The sequence below is a fragment of the Pseudomonas sp. ADAK2 genome (assembly GCF_012935755.1).
In the GTDB taxonomy this organism is placed as follows: domain Bacteria; phylum Pseudomonadota; class Gammaproteobacteria; order Pseudomonadales; family Pseudomonadaceae; genus Aquipseudomonas.
Window position 1 is genome coordinate 4297975 of sequence record NZ_CP052862.1, and the last position, 19692, is coordinate 4317666.

Here is a 19692-nt window from a genome sequence, read left to right on the forward strand (position 1 = left end):
CTCCCTGGGCTAAAAACCACTCTCCCTCACACCCAACGCCGCCATCCGGTGCCAGGCCGTTCCCAACAATGACTCACTGCGACCTTGCACCACCACCACACCGCGCAACGGTTGCGTCGGGGTGGCGATAGCGTCGAGCGGCCTGAGGCGTACCGCGTATTGCGCCTGAATCGGCTCCGGGCGCTGGCTCTGGTCGCGGCGCACCGCAATCGGCCCGTGATGGTCGGACGTCAGCGCTTCCTGCTCAATGAACCCGGCACCGTTGGTGTCGATTTCGCTCAGTTGCACGGCGACGGCCGGGTGCATCGGGTCCTCGGCGATAAACCGCCCCTGAGCCCCGGGCGCGACCCGCCACAATTCGGCCTCGGCCAGATAACCACGCAAACGCGCGCCCTCCTCGACCACCCTGGCCAGCGGCTCCTTGGGCGACAACCAGCGCCCGGCATTCAATTGCGGCAGCAGGTCACGCACCTTGCCGGCCTGGGGGGCCCGAATCAGCAAACGCTCGCGCTGCGCGGCCAGTCCGCGATACTCGGCCACGGCTTCGGCCAGACGCTGCTCGACGATGCCAGCGTCGGCCACGGTTTCACTGCGGCTGGCCTGCCGGCGCATCTGCAATTGCTGGATCTGGATTTCCCGGCGGACGATGGCCTGGCGTGAGTCGAGGTCAGGGGATTCCAGTTCAATCAACACCTCGCCCTGGGCCACCAGCTGACCATCGCGCACGTTCACCTGCTTGACCCGCGACGCCACCGGCGCATGCAACGTGCTGACGCGACCGGCCTCGAGCATCGACGGCAACTCCACCGCACTGCGCCACGGCACCGCCAACAGCAGAACAATCGCGACCAACCCCAGCGTGCTCAGCAACACCCGCGGGGCGTGGGCCTGATCGCGGCGGGTCCACCACTCGCGCCATTCACGCACGATCGGCAGGAAGATGAACCACACCAGTTCGACGAACATCAGGAAGATGCCCAACAGCTTGAAGAACAGGTGATACACCGCCAGCGCAATCCCGAAAAACAGCACCGCGCGCCACAGCCACGAACCGTAGCCCCAGATCAACAAACGGCGTTGCATCGACGGCGACCAAGGCTCCGGCGCCGGCGCGCCATAACCGAACAGGGCTTCGCGCAAACGCCAGCGGCACAGGGCAAAGGCTGGACCCTGGAGGTTGTCGACTTCCCAGAAGTCACTGAGCAAAAAGTAACCATCGAAGCGCATGAACGGGTTGAGGTTAATCACCAGCGTGGTGATCCAGGTCGCGCTGGCGAGCATGAACGCCGCTGTGCGTCCGGGCCCGTCGGGCAGGAACGACCAGGCCAGCAACGCGACGCTGGCCAGCAGCAATTCCGCCATCACGCCCCCGGCGCCGATCAGCAACCGGGCGCGCCGATCATTGACCCGCCAGGCGTCGCTGACATCGGTGTAGAACATCGGCAGCATCACCATGAATGCCACGCCCATGCTCTGCACCCGGCAACCGGCACGCTTGGCCATGAAGGCGTGGCCGAATTCGTGACAGAGCTTGGCAAAGAACAGCGCCACACCGAACGACAGTGCGCCGCCAAGGCTGAACAAATGCGGGAAGGTCGCGATAAATCGCTGCCAGTCCCGGGACACCAGGAACACCCCCAGCATCAGGGTGGCCGGCAAGCCGAAGCGCAAAGCATTCGGGCCGAAGCGCTCCAGCCACGGCCAGGCGCGATTGAGAAACGCGTCCGGGCGCCACAGCGGAATGCGGAAAAACAGGTATTGGTGCAACAGGACCTGCCACAGCGTCTGGCGCTGGGAGGCGGCTTTCAGGCTGTAGCTGGCGCGCTGTTGCGGATCGAGGGCGGTGATCAGGTCGTGGCCACGGAGGAAATTCAGCAGTTGCTCAAGCTCAGTGCCATCCAACGGCAGGCCCGGCTCGCGGTTCGCCGCTTGCAACACCTTGTCGGGATCGCCCAGGGACCAATGACGCAACAGGCGCATCGCCGCCGCGCCGAGTTTGAAATAACGACCGCGCACCGGGTCGGCCAGGGTCCAGCGCGGCGAGCCGTCGAGGGCCGGCGCCGCCGCTTGCAGTTGCAAGTCTGCCCGCAGGCTCGGCAGGTTCATCTACAGGCCCACGCTTTGACGCAACCCGGCCAGTGGTCGACGCAACAGGTACAGCGCCAGCGGCGCACGGTCGCCGAAAATTTTCGCGGTGCCGCGCAGGCCGATACGTGGCGGAGCCGCATCGAAGTTTGCGTCCAATCGATAAGCCAGTTGTCCGCCCGCCGTGGGCTGCGCTTCGTAGGCTGAGCGTTCGAGTTTGGCCAGATGCCGTTGCAAGGGATCGCTGTCGAGAAACAGCGAAACCTCTGCCCCCGGCTCCAGGGCAATCGCATCGCCCACCGCCAATTCGATGCGCAACTCGGCCTGGTTCGGGTCGGCGATTTCCATCAACCGTTCGCCGGTCTGCACCGGTTTGCCGGTCCAGCGTTCGGCGTCGGCAAACACGGCAATGCCATCGCGCTCGGCGCGCACTTCGCTGCGTTTAAGCAGCTCGCGGGCGTAGTCCCGCTCGGCGCGTTTCTGTTCGACCCGCGCCGCCAGCAGGTCAATTTTCGAACTGGATTCGGCGTCGGCGAAGGAGCGTTGGGAATTGGCCTTGAGCTCGGCTTCGGCCACGCCCAGGGCGCGCTGGGACACATCGGCCTGAGCCTTGAGCGTGGTGTTTTCGAAGCGCAGCAGCAGGTCGCCGGTTTTCACCGTTTGATTGGGCTTGACCAGGAACTCTGAAATCACCCCGTCCAGCGGCGCGGCGACAACACGACCGCCCAACGGCACCACTTCGGCCGGCGCCAGCACCGATTGGCGCACCGGGATCAACAGGGCCAGCAGCGCCACCGCCACCAGCGCTACCTGACGTTTACGGGTCCAGCGCAACCGCCACGGTTTGCGCGGTTGCAGCGCGAGCCAGGCATGGCTGTAGGTGTCGCCGAGTTGCGAGAGCAAAACTTGTTCGGAGGGATTCCAGGGATTGTCCCGGGCCAGCCACAAACCGCCAAAGACTTCGCCCTGATGATCGATCAGCGGCAGCCAGAACACCTGGGCGGCGCTAAGGCTTTGCCAGTCGGCCTGGATCGATTCGCTGAGGCCATCGTGCGGGATCACCCGCGCCTGTTTCAGGATTTCGCGTTTGAAGAGCTGCGCCACTGCTTGCTCGACGAACGCCACGAACGGCGCATTCGGGTCCACCGCACTGACGCCGGTCACGGCCTGCACCTTGCCGGCAATCAACAGCGCCGCATGGCGAAAACCGAACAGTGCCTGGCCGTCGTTGACCAGGCTGTAGGCCAGTTGCGCCGGGGTGCGCGCGGCGCGGGTCAGGCGTTCGAGGTCGAGAAAGCGGGCGAATACCTGCTCGGCGCCGCCGGTCAGCGGCGCGTTCACTTGAGCTCCGCGAAGCGCGCCGTTCCACTCATGCCGGCCAACAAGCCGTTAGCGTTGGGCAGCGTCGCCACCAGCAACAAGGTCTGGCTGCCTTCATCGATCCGCGCGCCCAGGCGCTTGACCGTGGCATCCAGCGGCTGGCCGGTTTCATCGGGGACAAAACTGAAGGTCTGGCCGGGCTTGAGCTTGCCCATCCAGCGCGACGGAATCAGTAGATGGATTTCCAGGGTGCGGTTATCGACCACATCCAGCAACGGCGCGCCGGCCGCCACGCTTTCATAACGCTGGACCTTGCGCTCGACGACCTGGCCATCGAACGGTGCGAGCACACTGCAGCGTTTGACCTGCACCTGATAAACCTGGGATTGCGCCTGAGTCTCGCTGACCTTGGCCTCGGCCCGCGCCACTTCAAAACGCCCGACCGAATTCAATGCGGCCAATTGCTTGTTGTGCGACAGCTCTTCACTGGCCCCACGGCTGGCGGCTTGCGCCGCGTTGAGCTGGGCCTGAAAACCCGAGCAATCAAACTTCGCCAGGGTATCGCCCTTCTTGAACGACTCGCCCTCGCTGAACGGCAACTCGACAATCCGCCCCGGCAACTCGCTGGCCAGCACCGCCTGATCCCGCGCCCGCAAAACGCCGCGGGCTTCACTGCTGGCCTGCGCGGTGCCACCGGCCGCGTTGTTTTCCAGCAACGGATCATCTGGCGCAGGCGTTTGCGCCTGTACTGCGCACGTTACAAAGGTCAATCCGATAACCCAGCTTCCAAAACGCGGCATAACCGTGACTCCCTGACGGATGACCGGAGTCTACGACAGCGGGGGGTTGCGTCAAGCGAATAGCCAGCATTGGGTGGAAATGTGTTGTTTCAAAAAGGACAAAATTTTCAGAGTGTTCGTTTGCTCTCCCACTTAATGAGAGCGGGTACAAAATCCCACACGAAAACGGGAACTCGCCTTCAGTCGAAACTGAAGCGGGAGGATGGACGCTTCGCCCCTGCACACTATTCCCCTCTTCGCAGCTTGCCTGTCGCAACCGTTAACAGATGAAGCCAATTGTGACTTGACCATCAACCCGGCACCTACCCAAAACTGGGTTGCCGGTGCGGGATTTCATCCAGTCGTTTAGAGCCTCAGTCAATCGAAGGTTGACGTATTTGGCACCACACAACTTAGGATCGCCCTACTGAACCCCGTACGCAGAGATTAAATTCACTGGCCGTTGGGGTGAAGAAACCGGCCTAGGCCGGTTTTTTCGTTTCTGAGGATCAAGTTTGTGCGTACAGCTTTCTTTGCTGATGGCTACAACGTGTTCTATGGATTGCTCGCGGGTACTCCATACAAGCCGCACTCGAAGTTCATGAACGTATCGAACAGCTAGTGCTGGTATCCAGCGACACCGACATGACTCCTGCCCTTAGAGCTATTCGTGAAGATTTTCCTGACATTACCGTTGGAGTCATTCTTCCTCATCGAGCAGGGTTAAACCGACCATCGCCTGGATCGTTGAAAGAAAACGCTCACTGGATGCGAAGAGTCATATCTGCAGAAAAGCTCCAGTCACACCAGTTTCCAGAAAAGGTCCCTACCCGCAAGACGCCAGCCATCAAACCGGATTATTGGTAGCGACTTTCGCCACCGGATAAACCGACTCCCACCCTCCCCCCAACGCCTTGTACAACCCCACCATCGCCAACGACACGCCCGTCGAGCTCTCAACCCATTGCTGCTGAGTCGCCAACAACTCCCCTTGCACGGTCAGCACGTTGACGAAATCCACCACGCCTTCCACGTATTGCTGTTGCGCGGTGCGCAGGGCGATCTGGTTTTGGCGGACGGCTTCGGCGAGGCTGTCGCGGCGTAGTTGGCTGGCGTTGTAGGCGGTCAACTGGTCGTCGATTTCATGCCAGGCGCGTAGCACGGTTTGCTGATAGGCGATGGCCGCTTCCTGTTGCTGGGCTTCGCGCAGGTTGAGCATGCCGCGCAGGCGACCGCCGTCGAACAGCGGCAAGCTGAATTGCGGGCCGATGCCGAATGAGCGTGAGCTCCAGGAACCGAAATCGCTCAGTTGCATGGCCTGGGAACCGATGTTGCCCGACAAGGTGATCCGCGGATAGAAATCGCCCTTGGCCACGCCGATGCTTGCCGTCGCGGCATGCAGGCGGGCTTCGGCCTGGCGGATGTCGGGGCGGCGTTCGGCCAGTTGCGACGGCAGGCCGATGGCGACCTGACGCGGGGTCTGCGGCACTGGCGCGTCTGTGGATAACTCGGCGTGCAACGCTTGCGGTGGTTCGCCCATCAATAGGCTCAGGGCGTTGATCAGTTGTGACTGACGCTGCTCCAACGCTGGCAGGCGCGACTCGATGGCTGCCACTTGCGCGGCGGCTTCGGCGACGTCCAGGTCCGTGGCAACGCCGTCGGCCAGGCGCAATTGCGAGAGCTTCAGGCTGTGCCGGGCGACGTCGAGGTTCTGCTCGGTGACAGCGCGGGTGTTCTGCACGCCGCGCAGCTGGATGTAGTCCTGGGCGGTTTCAGCCAATACCGACAACAGCACGCCGCGACGGTCGTTTTCCGCGACTTCGAGGGTGGCGTCGGCGGCTTCGGTTTCGCGGCGCACGCGGCCCCAGAAATCCAGTTCCCAGGAGGCGGAAAAACCGGCGTCCCAGAGGTTGAAGGCCGAGTGGCCGTTTTTGCCGGAAGGATCGCTCAGGCCTTCGCCGCTGTTGCGTTCACGCCCGTAGCTGCCGGTGGCGGCGGTCATGGGATAGCGGTCGGCGGTGATGACTTGCCGTGCGGCGCGGCTTTGCTGCAAGCGGCTGCTGGCGAGCTTCAGGTCGAGGTTATCGGTCAGGGCGCGCTGACTCAGGGCCGAGAGTTTCGGGTCGTGGAACACTTCCCACCAGCGCTCGTCCATCGTCTGCGTCGTCGCTTGGCTTTCCGCGGCGTTGGCGGGTTTTGACCATTCGGCGACTTGCTGTGGCTCGGGTTTGAGGAAGTCCGGGCCGACGGTGCAGGCGCTCAGGGACAACAGACTCAAAACAATAGCGGCTGACAGCATGCAGCTTTTGTGGCGAGGGAGCTTGCTCCCGCTCGAGTGCGCAGCACTCGTCGATTTTTTTGGGTCCGCTTCGCGGCCCAGCGGGAGCAAGCTCCCTCGCCACAGGATTGCGAGAGAGTTCATCGCTTGGCCACCTCACGCATTGGCGTCGCCGTATCAATCCGCGCGTCCACCGACATCCCGACCCGCAACCGCTCCGCCAATGGCTGGCCCGGATCGAGGACGATCTTCACCGGAATCCGCTGCACGACCTTGGTGAAGTTGCCGGTGGCGTTGTCCGGTTTGACCGAGGCAAACGTCACCCCGGTGGCCGGTGCGATGCTTTCGACGCGACCGCTCAACATCTCACCGCCGAGACTATCAACGCGCACCTGCACGTCCTGCCCCTGCTGCACATCCCGCAATTGAGTCTCCTGGAAATTGGCCACCACAAAAGCCTGGGCCAACGGCACCACGGCGAGAATCTTGCTGCCCGGCGTGACATAAGCGCCCACCCGCACCGCCCGCTCACCGACCATGCCGTCCTGCGGCGCGACGATGCGCGTGTAAGACAGTTCGTAACTGGCGATTTCCAGCGCCGCTTGCGAGCGTTTCAGTCCACCTTCGGCGGCATCACGCTGGGCGGTAAGAATGTCCACTTGCTTGCGCTCCGCCGCGAGCACCGCCGTGGCATTGGCCAGCCGCGCGGTCGCCTGATCGATGCGGGTACGCGCCTGTTGCGCGTTCTGCACCGTGCCGGCGCCGACGCCAGCGAGGTGGTTGTAGCGGTTCAATTCATGCTCGGCGAAAGCCATTTCTGCCTTGGCCGAGACCACTGTGGCCTGGGCCTGGGCGATCACCGAGGTCTGACGCTCAAGGGTTGCCCGGGCGTTTTGCAGTTGCGCCCTGGCCACCAGGGTTTCGGCGTCTGCGGCCTGGGCGGCGGCGCGTAGGTCGCGGTCATCAATCAAGGCCAGCAACTGCCCGGCCTTGACCTGCTGGTTGTCCTCCACCAGCACCTCTTTGATAAACCCGGCGACACGCGGTACGACCAAGGTGAAGTCCGCCGAGACAAAGGCGTCGTTGGTGCTCTGTTGCGTGCGTTTGCCGAACAGACCCGGTGCGACCAAGTAAATCAGCACGCCGACCGCGATCGCGGTAGCCACGCCGACCGCCACTTTTTGCTTGGTAAAAGTCGTCATAAAAACCTTCTGTTTCAGTGAAGCGTTCAAGTCGGCGCACGGGGCGGGAAGATCCGCGTCGGCAGCCAGAAAATCAGCAGGATCAGCGCAACCGCGACGCCCGCCATGCACAGATAAAGATCGGAAGCGGTCAGCACCACGGCCTGCTCATGCAGTCGATGGGCAAGGCCGGCGCTGTCGCTGTCGGCCAGGGGCGAGTTGCCGAGGCTGTCGACCAACATGGTCGAGTGGAAATGCAGGCGTGCGGTGGTCAGCGCATCGATGATGCCGGTGGCGATCACCGCCGACAGGCCTTTGACGGTGTTGAACCAGGCCGAGGCGAACGGCCCTTCCATCGGCGTGATGCTGCCGGTGGAGAGCATCAACAGCGGCAACACCGCCATGGGTTGCCCGAAGATTTGCAGCAGTTGAAGGACGTAGAAATCATCACGAATCCACACCGAGGTCAGCTGCGAACCGCCGAGGCAGGACAGCACCAGCATGCTCAAACCGATCCCCAGCACCCAGCGGCAATCCACCCAGCGCAAGTTGCACAACGCCGCCACCAACGGCAGCGCGATCAACTGCGGCAGTGCCGCGATCAGCATGATCGGCGCGGTCTGGATCGGTCGATAACCCTGGACTTGCGCCAGGTAACTGGACGGAATGATCACCACCGCCAACAGCACCACCAGAACGCCGGCCAGGGTCATCAAGGCGAACGACAGGTTGCGAATCCCGAGCATCTGCAACTTGAAGAACGGGATCGGCTGCGACCATTCGTTGATCAAAAACAGCACCAACAACAGCAGCCCGCCGCCAAGCAAAAGGCAGATCAGGCTCGATTCAAACCAGTCCAGCCGATTGCCCTGCAGGATGCCGATCACCAACATGCAGATCGCCGGAAACCCCAGCAGCAAACCGCGCCAGTTGAATTGCTTCAGGCGCTCCAGGCGCAGCGGGTCCTGAGGCAAACCGTAAGCCACTGCCGCCATGGCAATCAAACACGGCACGATGATTTGCCAGAAGGTCCATTGCCAACCGACGTACTCGGTCCACAACCCGGCCAATGGCGTACCGAGGCCAGGGCCGAAGGTCGCCGTCAGGGCATACCCGGCCAAACCGTAGAGCTTGACGTTGGCCGGCAGGAAACGCAGGGCGACGGTCATCAGCATCGGCGGCAACGCCCCGCCGGCAAGGCCCTGGACGATGCGCATCAGCAACAGGCTTTCGTAGTTCGGCGCGAACGGGCACAGCACGCCCAGCAGGGTGAAGAGGCCGATGGCGCAGAGGGTGAAACGGCGCAACGAGAACGTCACCGAGCACCACGGCGCGAACGCCATCGCTGCCACCGAGGTCGCGGTGTAGCTGGCGACCAGCCAGGTGCCTTCGTCGTAGCCGATGGCCAACGCGCCGCGAATGTCGGCCAGGGCGACTTTGGTCACCATCTCGTTCAGGCCGGACACCAGCACCGCCAGCAACACGCCCACCAGACCGATGATGATCCGCAGACCGAATACCGGCGGCGTGATGGCGGCAGGGCTGGCCACGGCGAGAGGGGCCGGGGCCGTGAGGGAAGTCATTTACTGCGAGCTCCGGTGTGTGAATACCGGGGCATTTTAGGGAGGATGGGACGTTACGAAAATTGACTTATTGGCAGTTTATAAGTGCGCCAGACGCAGCAATCAAAAGACAAGATCAAAAAATCGCATCTCTTGATCTTCAAACCGGTTGCGCAGCCAACCACGTCTCATCACAACACGCCTTAAGAGTCTCACGCATCCAGCGATGAGCCGAATCCTTGTCGAACCGCGGATGCCAGGCCTGGGTCAGCATCAGCGTCGGCAATGGAATCGGCAACGTGAACGAACGCAGCTTCAACCCCAAACGCCGCACGCTCAGCAGCGCTTCCTTCGGCACCGGCAGCAGCAGATCGGAATCAGGCAAGGCAAACATCGCCGCGTGAAAGCTCGGCGCAATCACCGCCACGCGGCGCTCCAGCCCCAAGGCGTTGAGCGCGGTGTCGATCGGCCCACGGGCAATCCCGCGCCGGGACATGCTGATGTGGGCAAACCCGGCGTAGCGCTCAGCGGTGATTTCTTCATCGAACAGCGGATGATCTTCCCGCGCCAGGCCGACGAACTGAGTGGAAAACAGGTTCTGGATCTTCACTTCTGGCATCACCGGGCGATTGTTGCTGATGCTCAGGTCGATCCGCCCTTCGCGCAGCGCCTCATCGTCGCCATCGCCTTCAGGGACGAAGCGCAGCTCGCAGTGCGGGGCCTGACGCTCCATGGTGTCGAACAACTTGCCGCCGTAAACGCCGACGAAAAAGTCATTGGCGCGGATGCTGAAGCGCCGACGCAACGTGCTCAGTTCCACCGCTTCCGCCGAGCGGAACAGCAGCGCCGCTTGCTCAACCACGTCCCGCACCTGTTCACGCAGTGCCAACGCCTTGGGGGTCGGCACCAGCCCACGGCCGGCGCGGACCAGAATCGGGTCGCCGATGGCTTCGCGGATGCGCGTCAGGGTGCGGCTCATGGCCGCCGGGCTGAGGTTCATCCGCCGCGCGGCGCCCACCACGCTGCCCTCATCGAGCAAAGCGTCGAGGGCGACCAACAGGTTCATGTCCGGGAGTTGCATGCTGAGCACTCTTGGCTGATCAGGATTGATTCAGACGCAATGCTAGCAGCGAATCTACCCGTAGGAGCAAAGCTTGCTCGCGATTGAGACGCCGCGGTGTATCAGGTAGACCGCGTTATCGTTCATCGCGAGCAAGCTTTGCTCCTACGGATTGGGGGTTAGCGCTGCATCCCCCAGCGCTTTACCGTCACCCGCTCCAACGTGTCGAACACCAGGTTCTCCACCAATAGCCCAATCAAAATCACCACCGCCAACCCGGCGAACACCTTGTCCGTATAAAGCTCATTCCGATTCTGAAAAATATACCAACCCAACCCGCCCTTGCCGCTGGTGGCCCCAAACACCAACTCAGCCGCAATCAACGTGCGCCAGGCAAACGCCCAGCCGATTTTCAGCCCCGCCAGAATCGACGGCAGCGCCGCCGGGATCAGGATGAACAGCACGAAACGCATACCCTTCAAGCCATAGTTGCGCCCGGCCATGCGCAGGGTTTCAGAGACGCCGAGAAACCCGGCATAGGTGTTGAGGGCCAAAGCCCACAGCACCGAATGCACCAGCACAAAAATCAGGCTGTTCTGCCCCAGGCCAAACCACAGCAACGCCAGCGGCAACAGTGCAATCGCTGGCAGCGGATTGAACATCGAGGTCAGCGTACTCAGCAGGTCGCGACCGAACTGCGTCGAGACCGCCAGCGTGGTGAGGGCAAAGGCCAGGACGATGCCAATCAGGTAACCCTTCAGTAAAACGACCAGCGAAATCCACACTTTGCCCAGCAATTCGCCGCTGAGCAGGCCGTCATACAGCGCGCTGCTGGTTTGCAGGAAGCTTGGCAGCAACAGGTCGTTGTTCTGGACGCGGGCGACGATTTCCCAAAGTACCGCGAGCAAAATCAGGATCAGGCTTTTGCGCAGCCAGCCTTGTTGCCACAGGCGCTGACCGAGGGGCAGTTCACGCTCCACGGGCACGCTGAGCAGCGGTTGCAGGTCGGTTTCGAACTCTTTACGCGCAGATGAAAACTGGCTCATCGGGCAATCCTCTCAATGGCTCAATAAGCGATGCGGATGTCGGCGAAATCCAGCTCGCGCTCGGTCTCCGGCGATTGACCTTCATCGAACAACAACCGATGAATCCGCTGCGCCGATTCCTGGAACGCCACGCCGCCGAGGCTGTGCAAGTCGTATTGATGACTGTGGACTTCCGCCCGCACGCGACCCGGATGCGGCGACAGCAGCAGGATGCGATTGCCCACCACCAGCGCTTCTTCGATGGAGTGGGTGACGAACAGCAGCGTAAAACGCACCTCTTCCCAGAGCAGCAGCAATTCTTCCTGCATCTTGCGTCGGGTCAGCGCGTCGAGAGCGGCGAAGGGTTCGTCCATCAGGAGGATTTTCGGCTGCATCGCCAACGCCCGAGCAATGGCTACCCGCGCTTTCATGCCGCCGGACAGGGTATGCGGATAGGCATCGGCAAACGCCGCCAACCCGACCTTGTCCAGATAATGCAGCGCTCGCTCCTCGGCGTCCTTGCGCTTGAGGGTTTTAGAGGCGAGCAGTGGAAACATCACGTTCTGCTTCACCGTTTTCCACGGCGGCAGTTGATCGAATTCCTGGAACACCACGATCCGGTCCGGCCCCGGTGCGTCGACGGTTTGCCCCAGCAGACGAATCTCACCCTCGCAAGGCTGAATGAACCCGGCGACGGCTTTGAGCAACGTCGATTTGCCGCACCCGGACGGGCCGAGCAGGACAAAGCGGTCCGCCGGATCGACCTCGAAACTGACCTGATGGGTGGCCCGGACAACCCGCTGCGGCGTGCGGTATTCCAGGCTGACGTGATCGACCGACAGCAGCGCCTGGGCTGCCGCGATCGGGTTGCTGGCCGTGTGGCCTTGCAAAGGAGCGTTCATCTCGATCAGCTCCCTTGCAGCGGTTTGGCGTCCTGGAAGAAGTAATCCTTCCACGAATCCGGTTTGTTTTTGATCGCGCGGACGCGGTAGAGGAATTCCGCCAGCGGGTAGGTGTTTTTCGGCGTGACGCTGAATTCGAACTGCGGGTTGTCGATGATTTTCAGCAGCGCCGCACGGTCGATTTTGGCCTTGGTCACGCGGATGTAAGTGTCCGCCGCTGCGCCTTTATCGTTCTGCGCGAATTGCGCCGCTTCGGTCAGGGCTTCGACGAACGCCTTGTAGGTTTTCGGGTTCTCGTCGCGGAATTTCTCGGTGGCGAATAGCACCGTCGGCGAGTTCGGGCCGAGCAGGTCATAGGTATTGAGCACCACATGTACGTTAGGGTTTTCCAACGCCTGATCCTGGAACGGCGGGTTGGAGAAATGCCCGGTCAGCTCAGTGCCGCCAGCAATCAGCGCAGCCGTCGCGTCCGGGTGTGGAATGGCGATGGTGTATTTGTCGAGGCGATTGAATTCCTTGTCGCCCCACTGCTTGGCCGCCGCGTATTGCAGGAAGCGCGACTGCACGGAAACCCCGACCGCCGGCACCGCAATCCGGTCCTTTTCGGTGAAGTCAGCGATGGTTTTGACCTTGGGATTATTGCTCACCAGGTAATACGGGAAGTTACCCAACGAAGCGACGGCTTTGACGTTCTGCTTGCCGTGGGTGCGATCCCAAATGGTCAGCAACGGACCGACGCCGGCGCCGGCAATGTCGATGGAACCGGATAGCAACGCATCATTGACCGCCGCGCCGCCCGAGAGCTGAGTCCAGTCGACCTTGATGTCGATGCCTTCCTGCTTGCCGTACTTCTCGATCAGGTTTTGATCGCGGACCACGTTGAGCAGCAGGTAAACAATGCCGAACTGCTCGGCGATGCGGATTTCACCTTCAGCCTGGGCCACGGTCGGTGCCAACAGGCTGCTGGCGAGCAGGCTGAAACCCAGGCCGATGGCCGCAGCCAGCGGTGCCAATGAAAGACGTTTGGACATGATGGATCTCCGACAAATCAGAAAGGCGCGTCGCCCTGGATGGTGGTGCGAAACAGCTTGCGGCGCAGGTAGCTGGGGCAACCGGCGGCAAGGTGAATCAGCGAGCGGTTGTCCCAGAACACCAGGTCGTGGGGCTGCCACTGATGGCGGTAGATGTTTTGCGGCAACACGCTGTGGGCGTAGAGCTCGTCGAGCAGTTGTTTGCTCTCATCTTCCGGCAGGCCGGCGATGCGCGTGGTGAAACCCTCGCTGACGAACAACGCTTTGCGCCCGTTTTCCGGGTGGGTGCGAACGATCGGGTGCACGACTTCGGCGACCTGGGCGAGCTGCTCCGGGGTCAGGGTCGGGCGCCAGTTGCCTTCGAATTTGGTTTCGCTGTAGCGCGCGGTGTAGGAGTGCGCGGCGGAGCGACCTTCAACGGCTTTACGCAACGCCTCGGGCAAGCCGTCCCAGGCTTTGTGCATGTCAGCGAAGAGGGTGTCGCCGCCTTCGGATGGCAATTCCTGGGCATGCAGCATCGAGCCGAGGCTCGGCAGTTCTTTATAGGAAAGGTCCGAGTGCCAGAACTTGCCCGCATCACCGAGGCCGACGGAGACGCCGTTTTCGATGATGTTGGAAACGATGAGGATTTCCGGGTGCCCGGTCAGCAGGAACTGCTTCAGCACATGGATCTGCAACACGCCGAAGCGGCGGCTGAAATCGATTTGCTGTTCGGGGGTAATGCGCTGGTCGCGGAACACAACGACGTGATGATCCAGGTGCGCGCGGTGGATGCGGGCGAAGTCCTGGTCATTGATCGGGCGGGACAGGTCCAGGCCGATGATTTCGGCACCGACGGCGCCGCTGAACGGGCGGATGTCGAAGGTTTGCGGTGCGATGCTTTGCGACGTAGAGACGGCTGACATTTGAATCACTCCCACGCACGGCACGCTCAAGGGCGCGCGCGTCGATCAGAAACTCACGGAGGTCCCGTGTTGGTTCGTGTCGTGCGGCGCGCCGATTGGTCGGCAGGTACGCAGGAGAGTGACTTTATAGTCATAAGAATTGAAATTTAAATACCGTTAGTGAATAACGATATGGCAGAACTAGCGATGAGCTACCTGTGGCGAGGGAGCTTGCTCCCGTTGGACTGCGCAGCAGTCCTTTTTTTTAGGGTCGCTTCGCGCCCCAGCGGGAGCAAGCTCCCTCGCCACAAGGTTTATCTGCCTACCGCTCGTGCAACGCCTCAGCCCGCGCCCGAATGATCGGCTTGAGCAGATAGCTGAGCACGGTCTTCTTCCCCGTGATGATGTCCACCGACGCCACCATCCCCGGAATGATCAGCAACGGTTTCTCGTCCGTTCCCAGGTGGCTGCGATCAGTGCGCAGCTTGATGATGTAGTAGGTGGTTTTCTTGTCTTCATCGGTGATGGTGTCAGCGCCGATCTGCTCAAGCTTGGCTTTGAGCCCACCGTAGATGGTGTAGTCGTACGCGGTGAATTTCACCGTCGCCTCTTGCCCCGGGTGCAGGAAGGCGATGTCTTGCGGGCGGACTTTGGCTTCCACCAGCAAGGTGTCGTCCAACGGCACGATTTCCACCAGGTCGACGCCCGGCTGGATCACGCCGCCAATGGTGTTCACCAGCAGTTTGTTGACGATCCCGCGCACTGGCGATGTCACCAACGTACGGCTCACGCGATCTTCCAGCGCTTTGCCGGTGGCTTGGGCCTTGTTCAAATCGGTGCGGGCTTCGTTGAGTTGGGTCAGGGCTTCGCTGCGGAATTTGCCGCGGGTTTCGTCGATTTTGCGCTGCACTTCCTTGATCGCCGACTCGGCGCGCGGAATGGCCAGGGTGGTCGCGTCCAGTTGCCCGCGGGTTTCCACTTCGGCGCGTTTGAGCCGCAGCACTTCCACCGGCGACACCGCGCCCTGGGCTACCAACGGCTCGGACATGTTGATTTCCTGGCGTTGCAACGCCAGGCCATTGCGGTACTGCGACTGCTTGGAGGAGAACTCGCGCAGCTCTTGCTGACGCTGGATCAACTGTTCCTGCAAGCCACCGATTTCATCGTGCAGTTGCTGACGACGGCTGGTGTACAGCGACTCTTCGCTGGCCGCCTGGCCCGGTACGGCTTTGAGCACGTCGGCCGGGAAGTTCAGCGGACGGTCATCGACCTCGGCGCTCAAACGCTCGACCCGCAGCAACATCGACAGGCGATCCGCCTCGGTTTCGCCAACGTTGGAGGCGAACCGCGTGTCGTCCAGACGAATCAGCGGCGCGCCGGCCTCGACGATCTGCCCTTCCTTGACGAACAGTTCGGAGACGATACCGCCCTCAAGGTTCTGGATTTTCTGGATCTTCGACGATGGAATCGCCTTGCCGTCGCCCTTGGTCACTTCGTCGATCACCGCGAAGTTGGCCCAGAGCATCAGGAACACGAAGAAGCCGATGATCGCCCAGATGGTCAGCCGCACCACGCGCGGCGCATCTTCGATCAGCGCTTTGTTCACTTCCGGCAATGGCTGGCCTTGCAGCGAGGCGGAGCCTTTGAAGTAGCGGCGGATAGAGTCTTTGACACCCGACTTAAGCAACACTGATCTGCCCCTTCTTCAACGCTTCCATCACAACGGCTTTCGGCCCATCGGCGAGAATCTGCCCACGGTCGATCACCAACAGGCGATCCACCAACGACAGCAGCGATGCCCGGTGCGTCACCAGCACCACGGTTTTGCTTTCAATCACAGCGGCAAGGCGTTGCTTGAGGCGTTCTTCGCCAGTGTTGTCCATGGCGCTGGTCGGTTCGTCGAGCAGCAGGATCGGCGGGTTGAGCAGCAGCGCACGCGCGAGTGCCACGTTCTGCCGCTGGCCGCCGGACAGGTTCTGCCCGCGCTCGCCGACTTGCAGTTCATAACCTTGCGGGTGCAGACGAGCAAATTCGTGCACGCCGGCCAGTTCGGCGGCTTGCAGCACCAGTTCGTCTTCGACATAGCGTGCGCCGGACACAAGGTTGTCGCGCAAGGTGCCGGCGAGCAATTGAATGTCCTGGGGCACGTAGCCGATGTTGTGGCGCAGTTCGCTGACGTCGATCTGGCGGATATCAACGCCATCCACCAGCAAGGCGCCGTCGTCCGGCTGATAGAGGCCCACCAGCAGTTTGGCCAGGGAGCTTTTACCCGAGCCGCTGCGACCGATGATGCCGATTTTCTCGCCGGGCTTGATGATCAGGTTGATGTTCTTCAGCGCCGGGTTCTGCTGGTTCGGGTAGGTGAAGTTCAGCTGACGGCATTCGATGGCGCCTTGCAGGACCTTGCGGCTCAGCGGACGTTCTTCGAAGTTGCGCTCTTGCGGCAACTCCATCATCTGGTCCACCGAAACCATGGTCACCCGCGCTTGCTGGTAACGGGTCAACAGGCCGGACAACGAGGCCAGCGGGCTCAGCGCGCGACCACTGAGCATGTAGCAGGCAATCAGGCCGCCCATGCTCAGGTGACCGTCGATGATCTGGTACACGCCGAAGACGATCATGATCACCCCGGCCAGTTGCTGGATCAGCAAGGTGATGTTCATCGCCAGGCCGGAGAGCATTTTCACCCGCAGTTCGAGGCGGCTGAGGGTGCCGATGGTCTGTTCCCACTGGTACTGGCGTTCGCTTTCGGCATTGTTGACCTTCACCGCGTCGAGGCCGGCGAGGGTTTCGATCAGGCTCGACTGGCGCTCGGCGGCGAGGGCCATGGTGCGTTCCATGGTCGCTACCAGCGGCTTCTGCAAGGCGTAGCCGATCAGCAGCGCTATCGGGAACGCCAGCACCGGAATCCAAACCAGATGGCCGCCGAGAATCGCGATGACCATGAAGATCAACAGGGTAAACGGCAGGTCGATCAGGCTGGTCAGGGTCAGCGAGGCGAGGAAGTCGCGCAGGCTCTGAAACTCGTGAATGTTCTGGGCGAAGCTGCCGACCCGGGCCGGGCGGTACTTCATGGCCATGCCGACGATGCGCTCGAACAGCGTCGCCGAGATGATCAGGTCGGTTTTCTTGCCGGCCAGGTCCAGGCACAGACTGCGCAGGCTTTTAAGGATCAGGTCGAACAGGTAGGCGCCGGTGATGCCGATCGCCAGCACCCACAGGGTCGATTCGGCCTGGTTCGGCACCACGCGGTCATAGACGTTCATCACGAACAGCGGCGCGGCCATGGCGATGATGTTGATCAGGAAACTGGCGGCGATGGCGTCGGCGTACAGCCAGCGCGAACGCTTGAGGGTGTCGCGGAACCACGAACGTGCACGCGGAATCAGCGTGCCGTGGTTAACGTCAAATTTATGTTGCGGTTGGGCGAAGAAGACTTTGCCAATGTAGTCGTCGGCCAGCAGTTCACGGCTGACCACGCTTTCGCCGCCATCGGTTTCACTGAGCAACACGCGAGCCTGGTCGTCACCGTGCCAGCCGAGCAGCACCGCACTGCGACCGTCCTTGAGCAACAACAGCGCCGGCATCGCAATCGCCGGAATATCTTCCAGCTTGCGTTGCAGCACCCGGCCTTGCAGACCGGCGCGAGCCGCCGCGCGGGGCAGCAACTCGATGCTCAGGCGTTGCTTGGGCAGCGGCAGGCCGGTGGTGAGCATGGCCGCGCTGGCCGGTTTCTGGTGCAGCGTGCACAGGGCCAGCAGACCATCCAGTAACGGATCGTCATGCAGCGCGCGTGGATCGTGAATGAGATGAACTCGACTGACTTCTGATTCCACGCTCGGCACTCTTGGCTAACAATTGAACAATGAAGGTCCTGCTCAATTCATACCGGGCAATTGAACCTTTGGCTTCACGTCGTTCTGCACAACGGATGCCAACGGTGCGACCACTCCCTGGCTCTTGAGCAACTCGCCCATGGTCGCCTTGATTCGGTACTGAGTAAATAACTGAGTGTTTTTAATGTCCGCCAGGCGACGCGACGCGGTGAACAACTCGTTTTCACTGTCGAGCAAGTCGAGCAAGGTCCGCTGACCGAGGCTGAACTGCTTCTGATAAGCCGTACGCACCGCGGTGCTGTGATCGACATATTGCTGGGCGATCGGCACTTGGGCGTTGGCGTTGTTGAGGGCGTTCCAGGCCAGGCCCAGCTCTTCGTTCAACACGCGCAGGGCGTTGTTGCGGATGTCCAGTGCCTGGTTCGACAGGTACGACTTGGACTCCAGATCCGCCTTGTTGCTGCCACCGGCAAACAGGTTGAAGCGCATGCGCAGCATGGCTTGCCATTCGTTGCTGTGGCCATTCTGGCCATCGACATCGTTGTCGGCAGAACGACCCAGTTCGGCATCGAAACGCGGGTAGAACGACGACTTGGCGGCTTCGTACTGTTTTTCCGCCGCGGAAATATCGGATTCGGCAGAGCGCAGGATCGGGCTGTTTTCCAGCATCTGCGAGCGGGCTTCATTCAGGTTGGCCGGCAGCAGCGCCAGGAACGGTGCAGGACGCTCAAGCTGATCGGGCATCTGGCCGACGGCGCTGAGGAAGTTGGTCTCGGCGTCGGCCAGGTTGGTCTGTTCGGTGATCAGGTTGTTGCGGGCCTGGGCCATACGGGCTTCGGCCTGATCCATGTCAGCGCCGCTGCCGACACCGCGGGAGGTGCGCAACTTGATCTGGTCGAAGATGCGCTCGTGGCTCTTCAGGTTGTCTTCGGCCAGGCGCACGAATTCGCGGCGGGTCAGCACGTCGAGGTAAACCTGGGCCACGGTCAGCGCGGTGCGCTCGGAAGTCCCCAGCAAGGAATAGGCACGCGAATTAACGGTGGCTTGTTGACGCCCCACTTCGCTGGACGTCGCAAAACCGTCAAAAACCATTTGCGACAGACGCAGACTCGACTCGCTGCGGTTCAGGGTTTCCCAATGATTGCTGCCGGTGTCGGCGCGGGTGGTGACGTTATCGGTGCCTTCGCGACCGTAACCGCCCAGCAGATCGACCCGTGGCAGGTATCCACCTTTGGCGGCCTTTAACTGATAATCCGCGGCCAATCGACTATTCACCGCAGCCTGGATTTCCGGATGGACATCCAGCGCCTGCTGCATGGCTTCTGGAAGGCTTTGTGCTTGGACGAAACTGGCGGCAAGGGCGAAGGGTAAGGCTTTGAACAAGTACGAACGCATGAAGAAAATTTCCCAGAACTTCTTGTCTTGAGTCACAGCAAATAGGGGCGCTGCGTCGGATGATGGCAACAGTAATGACCGTATGTCGGAAAGTTCAAAACAGGAACTGGATCACACGCTGTAGGACAGGTCGCCGCTTAAATATCAATGTGACATTACTGGGGCGATTGTTTAGGATGGCACCCATAAGGTCAATAGTTTGGCATAAACTAAATAGCGAAAGAATATAGCCAAATTATTGACGAATTGCAGCGTCAAGCTTATGCACTAAATTTTAATCTGTACGTCCAGACTGCTTTGGCGAATTCGCCATCAGGTCCATGGAAGTCAACTGAACGTGACACCCGGAGAGTC

Annotated in this window: 14 protein-coding genes and 1 pseudogene; 1 reads left to right on the forward strand and 14 read right to left on the reverse strand. The window is 61.4% G+C overall.

Annotation, left to right across the window (positions count from 1 at the left end):
- Nucleotides 1-9 precede the first annotated feature (9 nt).
- Genes HKK52_RS19770 through HKK52_RS19780 form a run of 3 tightly spaced genes read right to left on the reverse strand, consistent with a single transcriptional unit; the run spans nt 10 to nt 4205 of the window.
- Nucleotides 10-2106: an HlyD family efflux transporter periplasmic adaptor subunit gene (locus tag HKK52_RS19770; protein WP_169372217.1), complete on the reverse strand. Its 2097-nt coding sequence runs from the start codon at nt 2104-2106 to the stop codon at nt 10-12.
- Nucleotides 2107-3426: an efflux RND transporter periplasmic adaptor subunit gene (locus HKK52_RS19775; protein ID WP_169372218.1), complete on the reverse strand. Its 1320-nt coding sequence runs from the start codon at nt 3424-3426 to the stop codon at nt 2107-2109.
- Nucleotides 3423-4205 carry an efflux RND transporter periplasmic adaptor subunit gene (locus tag HKK52_RS19780; RefSeq protein WP_169372219.1) on the reverse strand — a complete coding sequence of 261 codons (783 nt, stop codon included), beginning with the start codon at nt 4203-4205 and terminating at the stop codon, nt 3423-3425. Before HKK52_RS19780 ends, HKK52_RS19775 begins: the two co-directional genes overlap by 4 nt.
- Nucleotides 4206-4784: 579 nt before the next feature.
- Here HKK52_RS19780 and HKK52_RS32665 point away from each other — a divergent pair.
- A pseudogene (locus HKK52_RS32665) lies at nt 4785-5051 on the forward strand (NYN domain-containing protein); the annotation flags it as partial.
- Here the strand turns inward: HKK52_RS32665 and HKK52_RS19785 are convergent.
- From HKK52_RS19785 to HKK52_RS19835, 11 genes are all read right to left on the reverse strand, one after another.
- Complete coding sequence (locus tag HKK52_RS19785; RefSeq protein ID WP_429528421.1) at nt 5032-6483, reverse strand: efflux transporter outer membrane subunit; 1452 nt, start codon at nt 6481-6483, stop codon at nt 5032-5034. The pseudogene HKK52_RS32665 and the gene HKK52_RS19785 overlap by 20 nt on opposite strands.
- Nucleotides 6484-6602: 119 nt before the next feature.
- Entirely contained in the window at nt 6603-7664 is a 1062-nt protein-coding gene (locus HKK52_RS19790) for an HlyD family secretion protein (protein ID WP_169372221.1), read from the reverse strand.
- Nucleotides 7665-7690: 26 nt separating this feature from the next.
- Nucleotides 7691-9226: an MFS transporter gene (locus HKK52_RS19795; protein WP_169372222.1), complete on the reverse strand. Its 1536-nt coding sequence runs from the start codon at nt 9224-9226 to the stop codon at nt 7691-7693.
- Nucleotides 9227-9365: 139 nt separating this feature from the next.
- Nucleotides 9366-10286, reverse strand: coding sequence for a LysR family transcriptional regulator (locus HKK52_RS19800; RefSeq protein ID WP_169372223.1), 921 nt, complete (start codon nt 10284-10286; stop codon nt 9366-9368).
- A gap of 158 nt (nt 10287-10444) precedes the next feature.
- Nucleotides 10445-11311 carry an ABC transporter permease gene (locus HKK52_RS19805; RefSeq protein ID WP_169372224.1) on the reverse strand — a complete coding sequence of 289 codons (867 nt, stop codon included), beginning with the start codon at nt 11309-11311 and terminating at the stop codon, nt 10445-10447.
- 20 nt (nt 11312-11331) lie between these two features.
- A complete protein-coding gene (locus HKK52_RS19810) occupies nt 11332-12192 on the reverse strand; it encodes an ABC transporter ATP-binding protein (RefSeq protein ID WP_169372225.1) in 861 nt (286 codons plus the stop codon).
- 5 nt (nt 12193-12197) lie between these two features.
- Entirely contained in the window at nt 12198-13223 is a 1026-nt protein-coding gene (locus HKK52_RS19815; RefSeq protein ID WP_169372226.1) for an ABC transporter substrate-binding protein, read from the reverse strand.
- Nucleotides 13224-13240: 17 nt separating this feature from the next.
- A complete protein-coding gene (locus HKK52_RS19820; RefSeq protein ID WP_169372227.1) occupies nt 13241-14128 on the reverse strand; it encodes a TauD/TfdA dioxygenase family protein in 888 nt (295 codons plus the stop codon).
- Between the two features lie 301 nt (nt 14129-14429).
- Entirely contained in the window at nt 14430-15797 is a 1368-nt protein-coding gene (locus HKK52_RS19825; RefSeq protein ID WP_169372228.1) for an HlyD family type I secretion periplasmic adaptor subunit, read from the reverse strand.
- On the reverse strand, nt 15787-17943 hold the full coding sequence (locus HKK52_RS19830) for a type I secretion system permease/ATPase (protein WP_169372229.1): 2157 nt from the start codon (nt 17941-17943) through the stop codon (nt 15787-15789). The genes HKK52_RS19825 and HKK52_RS19830 overlap by 11 nt, the downstream gene beginning before the upstream one ends.
- A 42-nt stretch (nt 17944-17985) precedes the next feature.
- Nucleotides 17986-19338 carry a TolC family outer membrane protein gene (locus HKK52_RS19835; RefSeq protein ID WP_169372230.1) on the reverse strand — a complete coding sequence of 451 codons (1353 nt, stop codon included), beginning with the start codon at nt 19336-19338 and terminating at the stop codon, nt 17986-17988.
- Nucleotides 19339-19692 lie beyond the last annotated feature (354 nt).